The organism is Halorubellus sp. JP-L1, assembly GCF_011440375.1.
Lineage (GTDB): Archaea > Halobacteriota > Halobacteria > Halobacteriales > Natrialbaceae > Halorubellus.
In genome coordinates this window covers 205,404-217,855 of record NZ_JAAOIR010000005.1, presented here as the reverse complement: position 1 = coordinate 217,855, position 12,452 = coordinate 205,404, and the positions used below count along the sequence as shown (strand labels likewise).

The 12,452-nt window shown below is 67.4% G+C and carries 10 protein-coding genes; 6 read left to right on the top strand and 4 right to left on the bottom strand.

Going from position 1 to position 12,452, the window contains the following annotated elements; all coding sequences use genetic code 11:
* The first annotated feature begins 113 nt into the window (after positions 1 to 113).
* Together larE and G9C85_RS18035 are read left to right on the top strand one after the other, a co-directional pair.
* Entirely contained in the window at positions 114 to 1,001 is an 888-nt protein-coding gene (larE, locus tag G9C85_RS18040; protein WP_193570820.1) for an ATP-dependent sacrificial sulfur transferase LarE, read from the top strand.
* 245 nt (positions 1,002 to 1,246) lie between these two features.
* Positions 1,247 to 4,087, top strand: coding sequence for a M14 family zinc carboxypeptidase (locus tag G9C85_RS18035; protein WP_166042552.1), 2,841 nt, complete (start codon positions 1,247 to 1,249; stop codon positions 4,085 to 4,087).
* Between the two features lie 69 nt (positions 4,088 to 4,156).
* Here G9C85_RS18035 and G9C85_RS19155 read toward each other — a convergent pair whose 3' ends face one another.
* Complete coding sequence (locus G9C85_RS19155; RefSeq protein WP_166042550.1) at positions 4,157 to 5,500, bottom strand: twin-arginine translocase subunit TatC; 1,344 nt, start codon at positions 5,498 to 5,500, stop codon at positions 4,157 to 4,159.
* 110 nt (positions 5,501 to 5,610) lie between these two features.
* Between G9C85_RS19155 and G9C85_RS18025 the strand changes: the two genes are divergently transcribed.
* Both G9C85_RS18025 and G9C85_RS18020 read left to right on the top strand, forming a co-directional pair.
* Entirely contained in the window at positions 5,611 to 8,151 is a 2,541-nt protein-coding gene (locus tag G9C85_RS18025; RefSeq protein ID WP_166042548.1) for a twin-arginine translocase subunit TatC, read from the top strand.
* A gap of 98 nt (positions 8,152 to 8,249) precedes the next feature.
* Positions 8,250 to 8,426 (top strand): type II toxin-antitoxin system ParD family antitoxin, encoded by a 177-nt coding sequence (locus tag G9C85_RS18020; protein ID WP_166042546.1) that lies wholly within the window; start codon positions 8,250 to 8,252, stop codon positions 8,424 to 8,426.
* A gap of 60 nt (positions 8,427 to 8,486) precedes the next feature.
* Here the strand turns inward: G9C85_RS18020 and G9C85_RS18015 are convergent, their stop codons facing one another.
* Positions 8,487 to 9,266: a 23S rRNA (uridine(2552)-2'-O)-methyltransferase gene (locus G9C85_RS18015; RefSeq protein ID WP_166042544.1), complete on the bottom strand. Its 780-nt coding sequence runs from the start codon at positions 9,264 to 9,266 to the stop codon at positions 8,487 to 8,489.
* Between the two features lie 157 nt (positions 9,267 to 9,423).
* Here G9C85_RS18015 and G9C85_RS18010 point away from each other — a divergent pair, with 157 nt between their 5' ends.
* Positions 9,424 to 10,065, top strand: coding sequence for a rubrerythrin family protein (locus G9C85_RS18010; protein ID WP_166042542.1), 642 nt, complete (start codon positions 9,424 to 9,426; stop codon positions 10,063 to 10,065).
* An 88-nt stretch (positions 10,066 to 10,153) separates the two neighbouring features.
* Here the strand turns inward: G9C85_RS18010 and G9C85_RS18005 are convergent, their stop codons facing one another.
* Both G9C85_RS18005 and G9C85_RS18000 read right to left on the bottom strand, forming a co-directional pair.
* Positions 10,154 to 10,522 carry a hypothetical protein gene (locus tag G9C85_RS18005; RefSeq protein WP_166042540.1) on the bottom strand — a complete coding sequence of 123 codons (369 nt, stop codon included), beginning with the start codon at positions 10,520 to 10,522 and terminating at the stop codon, positions 10,154 to 10,156.
* Positions 10,523 to 10,688: 166 nt separating this feature from the next.
* Complete coding sequence (locus tag G9C85_RS18000; protein ID WP_166042538.1) at positions 10,689 to 10,961, bottom strand: hypothetical protein; 273 nt, start codon at positions 10,959 to 10,961, stop codon at positions 10,689 to 10,691.
* A 319-nt stretch (positions 10,962 to 11,280) separates the two neighbouring features.
* On the opposite strand from G9C85_RS18000, the gene G9C85_RS17995 reads away from it, so the two are divergent.
* A complete protein-coding gene (locus tag G9C85_RS17995; protein WP_166042536.1) occupies positions 11,281 to 12,444 on the top strand; it encodes a hypothetical protein in 1,164 nt (387 codons plus the stop codon).
* The last annotated feature ends 8 nt before the right edge of the window (positions 12,445 to 12,452 follow it).

The window sequence follows — 12,452 nt, the reverse complement described above, 5'->3', positions numbered from 1 at the left end:
GTCGGTGATCGGCCGCCCCCGGCGACCGACCACGCCTCGGCGACCGTGGGACGTGATCGCGCGGCACGCCGGAGTCAGGTCGCTTTTGTCCACGCGGCCGCTACGTGGTGTTCATGACTGACCTGGCGGCGAAGCTGGACGCGATGCGCGCGGACCTCGGCGAGCGCGACGGCGTCCTGGTGGCGTTCAGCGGCGGTGTGGACTCGAGCGTCGTCGCGGCGGTCGCACACGACGCCCTCGGCGGGGACGCGGTCGCGTGCACCGCGAAGAGCGAGACGCTCCCGGACGCGGAGCTGTCCGACGCGCGCCGGGTCGCCGACGAGATCGGGATCGAGCACGACGTCGTCGAGTTCAGCGAGCTGGATTCGCCGGACTTCGTGGCGAACGACGGCGATCGCTGCTATCACTGCCGGACGATGCGCCTGGGGCGGATGTTCGAGCGCGCGAGCGAGCGCGGCATCGACGTGGTCTGCGACGGGACGAACGCGAGCGACGCCGACGGCGGCCACCGCCCCGGCCTGCAGGCGGTCGACGAACTGGACGCGTTCTCGCCGCTCCTCGAGCACGGGTTCTCGAAGGAGGACGTGCGAGCGGCCGCGGACGAGTACGACCTCTCGGTCGCGGACAAGCCGTCGATGGCGTGCCTCTCCTCGCGCATCCCGACCGGCATCGAGGTCACCGAGGAGCGCCTGAGCAGGGTCGAGCAGGCGGAGGCGGCACTGCGCGAGTGGGGGTTCTCGCAGTTCCGCGTCCGCGACCACGACGGCCTCGCGCGCATCGAGGTCGGGCCCGAGGAACTCGACGTCGCGCTCGACGCGGACTTCGCGCGCGCGGTCCGCGAGCGCCTCACCGAGATCGGGTTCGAGCACGTCACGCTCGACCTCCACGGCTACCGTACCGGGAGCGTGAGTCCCGAGGCCGACACCGCCGGTGGGGCCGACGACGCGGGCGACGACGAGCCCGTGGTCGCGAACGTCTTCGACCAGGAGTACCCGCAGTAGCGAGCGGTGCAGGTTCGGACGGGCCGAGCGGCCGGTCCGATACCGGCCAGGGAGATGGTGCGTGATTCAATAGCGTCTGGCGTTCTATCGTTAGGCGTCGTTTGTCGGTCCGAATTCACTCCATCGTAGTCCGACGTGAGCCGGTAGATGGTGGCTAACAGTAGAGGTGATAACCAACGGTCATTGGTGTTTATTAGATGTGTGTTTGTTACCAGTTGTCGTGGGATACAATCCCACGCACCCAAATGGCACGAAACATACAGGAAGGCGATCCGGACACAGCGAACGACGAACAGGACCGATACGACCACGCGGACGCGGCCGAACTCGACGACGCAGCGTTCGAGGGACGGGACGGAATCGACCGCCGGACGTTCCTCGGCGTCGCCGCCGCGACCGGCGCCGCCCTCGCCCTCCCCGGCACCGTACGCGCCGACGTCACCGACGACTCGATGACGGACCTCGCGGAGTTCGTCGTCAACTCGACGCCCGACGAATACGAGGCCGCGCTCGTCCTGGAGTTCGCGGACGCGGACGCGCTGTCCGCGTTCGCCGACGAGTACGGCGACCCGGACTGGGACGTCGAACAGGACGACCGCGCGCCGAAGGCGGTCACGCGAGAGTCGCCGACGCCGGCTGCACACGGTCACCTCACCGCCGCCGAAGTCCAGCACGTGCTCGACGACCTCGGCGGCGTCGACCACGTCGACTTCTCCCCGGGCGCGAACCCGTTCTGGAAGCTCGACGGCGGCTACGACGACGGCGTCTTCCCGCCGGTCGAGGACGCTCGTGACTTCATCTCCCACACGGAGACCGGCGCGGCGCTCGAGCACCTCGAGACCGAGTACCCCGACATGGTCCGCCTCGAGCGGATCGGGCAGGGACCGGGGTGGGACAACGAGTTCACGGGCGAAGCCCCCGACCCGAACGACATCTACGTCGCCGAACTCACGAACGACGTCCAGGACGAGGCGTCGTTCCAGGAGAAGGACAAGGCCGTCTTCATCACTGGAATCCACGGGAACGAGCGCGCCGGCGTCGAGGCCGGAAGCCGGATCATCGAGGACGCAGTCACCGGCGACGCCGACGCGTTCACCGACCTCCTCGACGACATCGTCGTCGTCTGGGTCTACATCAACCCCGACGGCTGGACCGTCCGGAAGCCCCAGTACGCCTCCCAGAACCCGTACGCCAGCTTCTTCGAGCCGCCGTTCTACGGACACTACCGCGGGAACGCGTCGGGAGTCGACACGAACCGCCAGTACCCCACGATCGGGTGGGCGAACCCCGCGTTCTGGCCAGCCGATCACGGGGATGCTCCCGACGTCCGTCCCGGCTACGACGTGGGGTACGACGACGTCGTCCCGGACGCGCTGGCGACCGTCGGACACCTCCGCGGGTACGACAACGTCGAGTACCTCTGCGACTACCACATGATGGGGTTCGCGGACACGATGGTGTTGAACCTCGAGTCCAACGCCGCCTACGAGCACGACGGTACGCACAACCTCGAAGAGGTCAACCGACGCATCGACGCCGCGATGACCGACCAGTGGGGGAGCCCGGAGGCGATCGCCGCGGACACGATCCGCGCCGGCAAGGACAGCGTCTTCGGCGACCCGAACGACTACGTCCCGGACGAACTCCTCGACTACGGCTCGATCTACGACTCCCTGGGATACAACATCACGGGCGGACTGCTCGGCTGGGCCGGCCAGCCCGAGGAGTTCGGCGGCCTCGGCGCCGTCACCGTCGCCCCCGAGCTCGCGATGCGGGACTTCTCGGACTGGCGGCCGTACATCGAGCGCCACCTCGAGACCGCGTACCGGCTCTCGATGCGCGAGTTCGCGGAGATGACTGCCGCCAGCACCGACGCGACGGTCGCGACCGACGGCCAGGACACCGCCTACGTGACCACCGACGAACTGACCCGATCCTCGGCGGACCTCTCGCACACCGACGAACGCCCGGGGAACGGCAACGGCCGCGGCCAGGAGCGCGCGACCGACGTCCAGCGTCGACACGGGACAGTCCAGCCCGGCCCCGGTGGCCGCGCCGGCGTGAACTCGAAGGAACGGACGCACTCGCTCGCCGCGACCGTCGACGACCGCGGACGCGAGTCCGGCGTCGTGACGCTCCGCAACCCGGGCGGCCAGGTCGTTCGCACAATCGACCTCGCGGAGACCGACGAACGGAGCTTCTACGTCCCGCAGCCGGACGCGGGCGACTGGTCGGTCGAGTACGAGGGCGACGGCGACGTCGACGTCGAGTTCGTCACCGTCGAGACCGACGAGGAACACCCGGACCCCGAGGCGGCGTTCGGGTACTCCCAGGAGGAGTACGTCGTCAACCCGATGCAGTTCTTCGCGGACCTCGCCCCGGAACTCGAAGCCGGCGAGATGGAGAGCGTCCGCGTCCACGACGTCCGCGTCGGGAAGCTGCTGCGCGGGAACTCCGGGAAGCGCCGCTACGACAAGGTCGTCGTCTCCCACGACGTCGGCCGCGACGACCCGCGGTACGTCGCCGAACTCGAGGCGTTCGTGGACGCAGGCGGCGACCTCGTGGTGACCGACACCGGCCTGAACCTGCTCGCGGACCTCGACGTCGGCGACGCCGCGGCCATCGAGGACGGCGACCTCCAGTCGATCCGCGTCGGCATCGCGAACCTGACCGATCGGGACTTCGACCACTACCTCCTCGACGACATCCGGCCGCTCCAGTTCGAGATGTGGAAGAGCCCGCAGGTCGGGTACGTGCCCAACGCGCCCGACCAGCCCGCGACGGTCGTCGACGACGACGCGTTCGCGGACGCAGGCGGCGACGTAGCCGGACGAATGACGGGCGAGCTCGCGGACGGCTCCGACGCGAGCGGCGTCGCCGCCGGATCGCTGTCCGCCGGCGACAGCGAGATCAACGTCCTCGGGTCGGTGCTCCCGCCCGCGAACCAGCGGGAACTCCACCCGTTCGGGATGGCCGACTACGCCGTCTCGTTCATGGGCCACACCATGATCTGTAACGCCCTCGGCTTCCAGCAGCGCCGGTTCGTCGAGGACGAACTCGTCGGAACCTGGGGCGAGATCCGGTAGTCCGAACCCGCGGGCTCCCGACCGCCCTCTATTTTTTCGGCGTCGAGCGAAGCGGGTTTCGAGCGCCGCTCACCGCCCCGTCCAGCGGAGGAGCGCGAGCGTGCCCTCGAAGAGGACGATCATCGACACCGCGATGATGAACGGCGCCATCCCCGTCGGGTCCGGCGCGAACAGGAACGCGATCCCACCGAACGCCCCCCAGAAGAGGAGGCGACGGCCCTCCAGCCACTCCCGGGACGTGACGCCCATCATGATCGCGAGCATCACGAACAGCGGGATCTGGAACACCACCGCCTGCAAGCCCATGAGGGCGACGATGAGGTTGAACGTCGACTGGAGGCCGTACGCGATGACCGCGTTCCCCTCCGTGTAGTAGTCGAAGTACTGGAACAGGCCGGGGAGGACCGCGAAGTACGCGAACGCCATCCCGAAGATCGCGAGCACGAGACTCGTCGGGACCGCCGCGATGTAGTACCGGCGCTCCTTCGGGTAGAGCCCGGGTCGCATGAACAGGTACGACTGGTAGACGAGCACGGGGAGCGCGATGAGGACGCCCGCGAGGCTCGCGACCTTGATCTTCGTGAGGATGAACTCCAGGGGCGCGTAGAGGTGCGGGCGGGCCGCGTCGGTGCCCGCCGGCAGGATGTCGTTCCACATCTCCATCACGAGGTAGTCCGAGTAGAGGTACATGAGGACGGTCGCGACCGCGCCCGCGAACACGACCGCGGCGAGCCGGAGCATCATCTCCTCGATGTGGTCCGCGAGCGGCATCTCCTCGTCGTCCGGCGGCCCCTCGAACAGGTCCCCGTCCTCGTCGAACCCGCGACCGCTGCCGGTTCCGGTACCGGCGCCGGCGTTCGCGCCCGCTCCCGCGCTGGCGGGCGTCGCCTCCCCCGGCGTCGGCGCACCGGCCGCGTGCCCGACGGGAACGTCCGACCCACCGTTCGCGTCCAGTTTGTCGGGGTGCTCGGGGCGACGCTTCTCCGGAGCGTCCTCCGGGCGCTCGAACCCGGCCTCGACGCCGCGGTCCGGGACCGTCGACCGCTCGTCCGCCCCGGACTCCCCGTCCGCGTCGGGGTCGTCGACGCGCCGCGACCGCGGCTCCACGTCGGGATTGAGCCCGGACTCCGTCTTCTCCAGCCCACCCGAACCGTCGTCGGCATCGACCTTCTCCAGCCCACCCGAACCGTCGTTCGAGTCCTCGTCCACGTCGTCGCCGTCGCCGTCAGCGGACTCGTTTTCGGCGTCGGCGTCTTCGCCGTCCGCTACGTCGGCATCGTCTCCGGTCTCGGCGTCGTCGCTGGACGAGTCGGGAACGGCGTCGTCGCTCGTGGCGTCCTCGGGCCCCTCGACGCTGGCGTCGGACACGCCGTCGTCGTCGCGGGGGTCGCGGTCGTCCGACTCGTCCGGCATCTGTCGGAAGTAGGCAGGTGGGACGTTATAGGCCTTTTTCTCCGTCGCGCTCGCGAGCGAGCGGGGAGAAGAAGATTGATGTTTCCGAGGTAGGTAGCGTCCGGCAATCAATGAGTTCGGTCATCAACGAGGACACCGCCCGGACCATCGACGCCGGGCGCGAGACGATCGGGGCGCTCCTGCGCGCAGCCCAGAAGGAGCTCCAGAAGGTATTCATCGTCTTCCTCGTCGGCCTCCTCGGGAGCATCTGGGCGCTCCGCACGTTCCTCTGGAAGGCGCTGAAGGAGAACACCAAGCAGCGCATGCCGCCCGAGATCGCCGCTCAGGTCGACATCATCGCCAGGACGCCGTTCGACGTCATCCTCCTCCAGTTCAAGATCGGCGCCGTCGTCGGGATCCTCCTCGCGCTCCCACTCTTGCTCTACTACGCGAAAGAACCCCTGAAGCGCCGCGGGTGGACGCCCGACGTCCCGATCTCGCGAGCGCAAATCGCCGGATTGAGCGTCCTCATGACGGTGCTGTTCGCCGGAGGCGTGGCGTACGCGTACATCGTGTTCTTCCCGTTCATGTTCGAGTTCCTCGCGCAGAACGCGATCAACGCGACGCTCAAACCGAGCTGGGACATCACGATGTGGACGCAGTTCCTCTTCCTCCTCACGCTCTCGTTCGGGCTGGCGGCGCAGTTGCCGCTCGTGATGTCGTCGCTCTCGTACGCGGAACTCGTGCCGTACGAGACGTGGCGGGACAAGTGGAAGTACGCGGTCGTCGCAATCTTCCTGTTCGGTGCGGTCGCGAGCCCGCCGGACCCGCTGACGCAAGTCATGTGGGCGCTGCCGCTGTGTACGCTGTACGCGGCGTCGCTCGCGCTCTCGAAGGTCGTCGTCAACCTGCGGCGGCGCGGCGAGAGCGCGACCGAGGCCGACGGCCTGCTCCGGAAACGGATGCTCCAGTTCGGCGGGTTCCTCGTCGGCGTGCTCCTCGCCGCGACGTTCGCGATCCGCGCCGGCGCGGTCGCAGCCGTCGACGCCACGATCGTCCCGGCACTGCCGTCGCTCGTCCAGCCCGCGAACCCGCTCGCGTCCGGCGGGCTCGCACCTGACGCCGCCCTCGCTGCGCAGTTCCTCATCTCGCTCCAGATCGCGATCGTCGTCTCACTCCTCGTCCTGCTCGCGTACACGCTGAAGGTGCTCCGCAGTCCGGTGGTGCCGCGAGCGGGTGGTCGCGGGATGGACCCGGCGGAGATCGACCTGGACGCCCTCGACGAAGCCGGTGTGCGCGCGGCGCCGCCGGAGGTTTTCGCGGCGCTGACGGAGGACGAGGCGCTCTCGAAGGCCAGCACCGCGATGGACGCCGAGAACCCGGACAAGGCCCAGGCGATCCTCGACCGATTCGACGAGGTGCAGGCGCAGGCGGACGCCGAGGACGCGACAGCGGACGCGGCCGCAGGCGGTGCGGCAGCTGGCGGTGCGGCCGCTGGAGCGTCGGCGGGCGCAGAGAGCGGGTCGAGCGACGGTCACGAACTCGCCGCCGGCCCGCCCGGCGACGGCTCCACGCCGGTGACGGACGTCGACGCGATGCAGGGGACGACCGCAGGGACGGACGACGACGAGGACGACGGCGTCCTCCAGTCGACCGCGGCGGGGATGATGAATCCGTTCACGGAGGACGAGACGACGGAGGACGACATCGGCGGGTACTACTACGACATCACGTTCGTCCTCCAGTCGCTCACGTCGAAGGTCTTCAGGCTCGTCGTGGTGTTCATGGCGACGCTCGCGGGCGTGTTCTTCTGGCTGTACCGCGGCGGTCTCGGCGACATCAAGCGCCAGTTCCTCTCGCGCGTCCCACCGGAAGTGCGCGGCGACCCGAGCACGCTCCCGTTCGCGGACAGCGTGGAGACCGCGAACGCGTTCGCGTCCGCGATGTCGACGATGCCGGGCGGCACCCAGACTGCGGCGTCCGGGCCCGCGAGTCCGACGACGATACTGGACGTGGTGCCGTACGCGGAACTGCTCGCGAACATGAGCGGCGCGGGCCAGATCGGGATCGTCGTCGCGCTCCACCCCGTCGAGCAACTCATCTTCGCGGTGAAAGCCAGTACGCTCGTCGCGGCGGCGGTGACGCTCCCGCTCCTCGGGTACTACGCGTGGCCGGCCGTCAAAGAGCGCGGGTTCGGCGGCGGCGGAAGCAGTAACGCCTTCCTCCTGTGGGGCGCGGCGATGTTCGTCGGGTTCGCGGTCGGGAGCGCCCTCGGGTACTTCTTCTTCGCGCCCGCGATCGTCTCGTACCTCGTCGAGGACGCCATCCGCGCGAACATGGTCATCTCGTACCGCGTGAACTCGTTCATGTGGCTCATCGCGTTCATGACCGTCGGCATCGGCCTCCTCATGGACATCCCGGTGTCGATGATACTCTTCCACTACACGGACATCGTGAGCTACGACGCGATGCAGCGCGCGTGGCGAGGCGTCGTCCTCGCGCTGTTCGTCGCCGGCGCGTTCATCACGAGCAGTAGCGTCCTCTCGATGCTCCTGTTCGCACTCCCGCTCGCGCTCGCGTACGCCGTCGGCCTCGGCATCCTCCGCGTCCTGACCGCGCCCGGACGCCTGCTGGGTGGCGGCGGCGGGTCCGAGACCGAGTCGACCGCGTAGGGCCCACGCCGGGGGACTCTCCGAGCGAACCCGCGTCCGTAGAACTCCTAGCCCGAGTCGTCGTCAATCATTTAGTCCTCGTGCGCGAACCCACGGATATGCCCAAGATAAGCGTCGAGGTACCCCAGGAACTCCTCGACGACCTCGACGACCACGTCGGCGGCGACGGGAAGTTCGTCAACCGGAGCGAAGCCATCCGGGCGTCCATCCGGAAGACGCTCGATACGCTGGACGAGATCGACGAGCGCCAGGGCCGCCTCGACGAGGAGGCCTGACTTCGGCCCGAAGACGAGCCGTAATCGAGCGGGCGAGGAGAGCGGGTACGAGGGGTCGCGTTACTCGTCGGCGGCGGGTTCGGCGAACGCGAACTTCGGTTTCACTTCCGTTATCTGGACGTCGAGCTCGTCGCCTTCCTCGGCGCCGTCGACGAACACCGTGAAGCCCTCGACTTTCGCGACGCCGTCGCCCTCGCTCCCCTCGTCCTCGACGGTGACGGTGACGACGTCGCCCTCGCGGACGGGCGCGGTGAGGCGGTGCTTCCCGACGAGGTACACCTCCGAGGAGGAGTCCCGGGACGCCTCCGGGACGACCGTGCGGACGTACTGGAACTCGGCGTCGACGTCCGCCTTGAAGTCCTCGAGGTCCTGTCCCTGGAAGACCTTCACGGCGAAGTCGCCGCCGGTCTTCAGGACGTCCGTGGCGACGTCGAACGCCTGCCGCCCGAGGTGGACGCTCCGGGCGTGGTCGAGGTTGTACTCGCCGGTCATGTTCGGCGCCATGTCCGACAGCACGACGTCGACGTCGCCGCCCGCGACCTCGCGAACCTCGTCCTTCGTCTCGTCCTCGGTCATGTCGCCGCGGACGAACTCGACGGACGCCGGCGCGTCCTCGAGGTCGTCGATCCGCTGGAAGTCCACGCCGACGACCGTCCCGGTCTCGCCGACCTCCTCGGCGGCGACCTGCAGCCACCCGCCGGGAGCCGCGCCGAGGTCGACGACCGTGTTCCCCGGCCCGAACAGCCCGCACTCGCGGTCGAGTTGCTTGAGCTTGTACGCCGACCGCGACCGGTAGCCCTCCTGCTTCGCCTGGTTGTAGAATCTGTCTTTCCGCGTCATCTAATTGCAGTTCGATACGGCGCGCGGGCGGTTAGGGGCTTCGTCTCGCGGTCGCGAGGGGTTCGGCCCGTGTGCGGGGGCTCTCGTGCCGTCGTGCGTTCCGGCAAGCGCGGGCGCTGGCGGTACCTACAAGCGGCGTGCGGACCCAGATTCGGGCATGGATACGGATGCGTTCCTCGCCGAGGTACGGGATGCGAACGAGACGGCGCTGTCGCGGCTCGGGTCGTCGAAGTCGCTGTACGCGTTCACGGGCGGGGAGTTGACGGCGTCTGCGGTCGTGGCGGTGTCGGCGGACGTGGCGCACGCGGCGGCGACGGCGCTGGAGGCGTACGGCGCGGACGCGTCGTCGGACGCGGCTGCGGACGCGTTCGGCGCGTTCGGGGCGCTGGCGGCCGAGCACGCGGCGAGCGCGCCGGACCTGGCCGACGACGTCGGGGCGCGAGAGCCCCACGACGCCGTCGACGCGCTGGCCGAGTACGGCGACGGGTCGGGCGCGAGCGACGCGGCGCGACTGGGTGCGGTCGTCGGATACGCGCTCGTCGCGAAGAAGCTCGCCGAGCAGAGCACGGGTTACTTCACGGGCGAGGCGGACCCCCAGACCGCGAGCGCGTTCCGATCGTACGGGAGCGACCTGGAGGCCAAGCGGGACGACGTCCTGGATGCGCTCGCCGACGTCGTGGACGGCGACGACGACCACGAGGCGGCGCTCGATGCGGCGTCCGCGGTCGTCCAGGGAGCGTACGAGGAGTACACGGCGAGCCTCGAGGCGATGGGCGTCAACCCGAAGCCGGTCTGCTGACGACGCACGCGCTCGGTCGACGAGCGGGTTTTCGGTCCACGAGCGAGTTTTCGGTCGGCGAACGCGTTCACGCTCGGCGTACGAGTTCTCAGTCCGCGAGGACGTCGAGTGCGACGCCGGCGAGCGCGAGCGCGCCACCGAGCAGCGCGACGTACGCACCGATGCCGGGCCCGGTGTCGACGGCGGGAACGACCGACGGCGGCCCGCTGCTCGCGAAGTTCGTGATGGCTTCGAGCGCGAGCGCCGCGACCACTCCGGCGAGCGCACCGACGACGTACCGCGAGCGCGACGTCCAGTAGCCGACGGCGACGACGACGACGAGCGCGGACGCGACGAGCGCGTACACGCTGTTGACGTCGAGTTCGAACACGCCAGCGGCCACCCACGGCAATACCGAACCGAGGACGCCGATGGCGCCGCCGGCGACGGTCGCGGCACGGTAGCGCTCCGAGGACATACCCGCCGACTTCGACCGTGGAACGACAAAAACCCTCGTACGACAGGCGTCAGACGCTCCCCGGGTCGGTTCGGGTTCGAACGGCATCGGACGGCCGTCGAGCCGGTCCCGGTTCGGGTTCGAACGGCATCGGACGGCCGTCGAGCCGGTCCCGGTTCGGCCGGCCTCAGACGCCGTCGATGGTCTCGCGGTATGCGCGGACGGCGTCGATCGCCTCGTCGATCTTCGACGCGACGGTGCCGCCCTCGGCCTCGGCGATCTCCGTGAGGATGCGTTCGTGGCGCGCGAGCCGGCCGTGGTCGGGGCCGCGCTCGCTCTCGGCGTGCGTCGCGAACTCCTCGGCCTGCTTGCGGAGACGGCTCTCGGCGTCCTCGTGGGTCGCAGCGTCGGCGGCTTCGGCGATCAGATCGCTCGCTCGTTCGAGGTTCCCGTGAGTCATACTCGGACCGATGGCGTCGTCCGGCTTAAGTATCGGTCTTGCCGGCAGTGCTTGGGCACGACCGGGACGGCGCGCTCGCGTTCGCCTCTTCGACGGGAACAGCGGACGCGTCAGAAGGGAGGCGTGACATCCGGAGGGGCGTGCGCGTCAAGTGCCTTCGCGCCCAACCAGGTTCTATGGGTTCATTTGGGAGCAAAAAGTAATTCTCAGAAGCTCGGATAAGAGAGGAGGGCGGAAGACCAGGCTGCTATATTAATGGTATACGAATGTTCTCTTATCTTCAACTTACCTTTTGGCTCAGACCTGACTAGTCCGAGTTATGCTGAATGGCGTCTATTCCGACGACGAAACGGAGTTCTTCCGACATGTCTACAACCCGCTCCAAGACCCGACGTTCCTCGCTGGACAGTCCATGCACAGCTCCATCAACTTCCAGCCGCTTGAGGAACTGATAGAGAGTATTTTCGGGAACGGTGGACAGACGACATTCGCCGACGAGTCTTCTGCTGTCGACAACATGCGACGTGCGCTCGTTAACGACCCAGAGCCCTTGGATACTCTTCGCCTTCTCGTCGGCCGAACCAAAACTAAACTAAGTATCGACCTCAGCCTCTCATTCCGCGGAACCGAGAGTCCAGCTGGAGACCCCTCACTCTGCGGTTGTAGTATGGACGGATTCACTCGACACCAGTATAGCTACTTCAAGAACTTCCTGAGTGGAAATCGAAGGTCGAACTCCGAGGTTCAAAAAGCAGGAGAAACGATCGCGAATTACTTCGCGAATATTGGCGTGATAGACGTACTTGGCGACTTCGCGAGTATGTCGACCAGTGCTCGCCAGAACATCATCGAGGAAGCAATCGTCCCCCATGATGGTAGGCAGTCAAGAGCGAAACGCCAGGGACATGGAGCGGAAGCAGAGATTGCCAGAGTAATCGAAGCTATCGGTGCGAATATTCGACCGGCAAACAAAGTCTCGCACCCGATGGAGGGGGACGTTGACTTTGAGGACTACAGCTACGATCTGCTTGTCGACGATGACAACGGGAACACCCGAGCAGGGCTCATCAGTCTCTTCCACACAAGTAACCCTGGACAGTTCGGAGTCGACAAAACCGCGAAGACTGCCAACTACCTACAGAGCATAGAGTCGTACAATAAGACGGTCTCAAACGGCGAGGATTGCGAACTCTGGTCATTCTGTGACGGTGCCGGATTCGCGATGAATAACAAAGCCCTGCGAAACGTTCTGGGTAGCGTTGACGACTGGGTTCAAATCAAATCGGTCTGGAAACTTGCCCTGTCTCTGAACAGAAGAGACATCTGTAACGTTGAGGCCATCGCGTTCAATCAGGACTTCTATTCCGATGACGAACTGGATCAATTGGAACGCAGCCTCAGTTCTGTCGACGTGGTCAATGAGGGTCGCGTTGATAGCAGCCTGCGGGAGGTCGAGGCAGGTGAGGCCGTTCTCTATGTGTGACAACTGAG

What these genes read in the sequence shown, in the direction of transcription:
- G9C85_RS18010 (WP_166042542.1), top strand. Translation starts at nt 9,424, where the DNA reads ATGGATACGGATGCGTTCCTCGCCGAGGTACGGGATGCGAACGAGACG.
- G9C85_RS19155 (WP_166042550.1), bottom strand. Translation starts at nt 5,500, where the DNA reads ATGCCGGACGAGTCGGACGACCGCGACCCCCGCGACGACGACGGCGTG.
- G9C85_RS18025 (WP_166042548.1), top strand. Translation starts at nt 5,611, where the DNA reads ATGAGTTCGGTCATCAACGAGGACACCGCCCGGACCATCGACGCCGGG.
- G9C85_RS18020 (WP_166042546.1), top strand. Translation starts at nt 8,250, where the DNA reads ATGCCCAAGATAAGCGTCGAGGTACCCCAGGAACTCCTCGACGACCTC.
- G9C85_RS17995 (WP_166042536.1), top strand. Translation starts at nt 11,281, where the DNA reads ATGCTGAATGGCGTCTATTCCGACGACGAAACGGAGTTCTTCCGACAT.
- larE (WP_193570820.1), top strand. Translation starts at nt 114, where the DNA reads ATGACTGACCTGGCGGCGAAGCTGGACGCGATGCGCGCGGACCTCGGC.
- G9C85_RS18000 (WP_166042538.1), bottom strand. Translation starts at nt 10,961, where the DNA reads ATGACTCACGGGAACCTCGAACGAGCGAGCGATCTGATCGCCGAAGCC.
- G9C85_RS18035 (WP_166042552.1), top strand. Translation starts at nt 1,247, where the DNA reads ATGGCACGAAACATACAGGAAGGCGATCCGGACACAGCGAACGACGAA.
- G9C85_RS18015 (WP_166042544.1), bottom strand. Translation starts at nt 9,266, where the DNA reads ATGACGCGGAAAGACAGATTCTACAACCAGGCGAAGCAGGAGGGCTAC.
- G9C85_RS18005 (WP_166042540.1), bottom strand. Translation starts at nt 10,522, where the DNA reads ATGTCCTCGGAGCGCTACCGTGCCGCGACCGTCGCCGGCGGCGCCATC.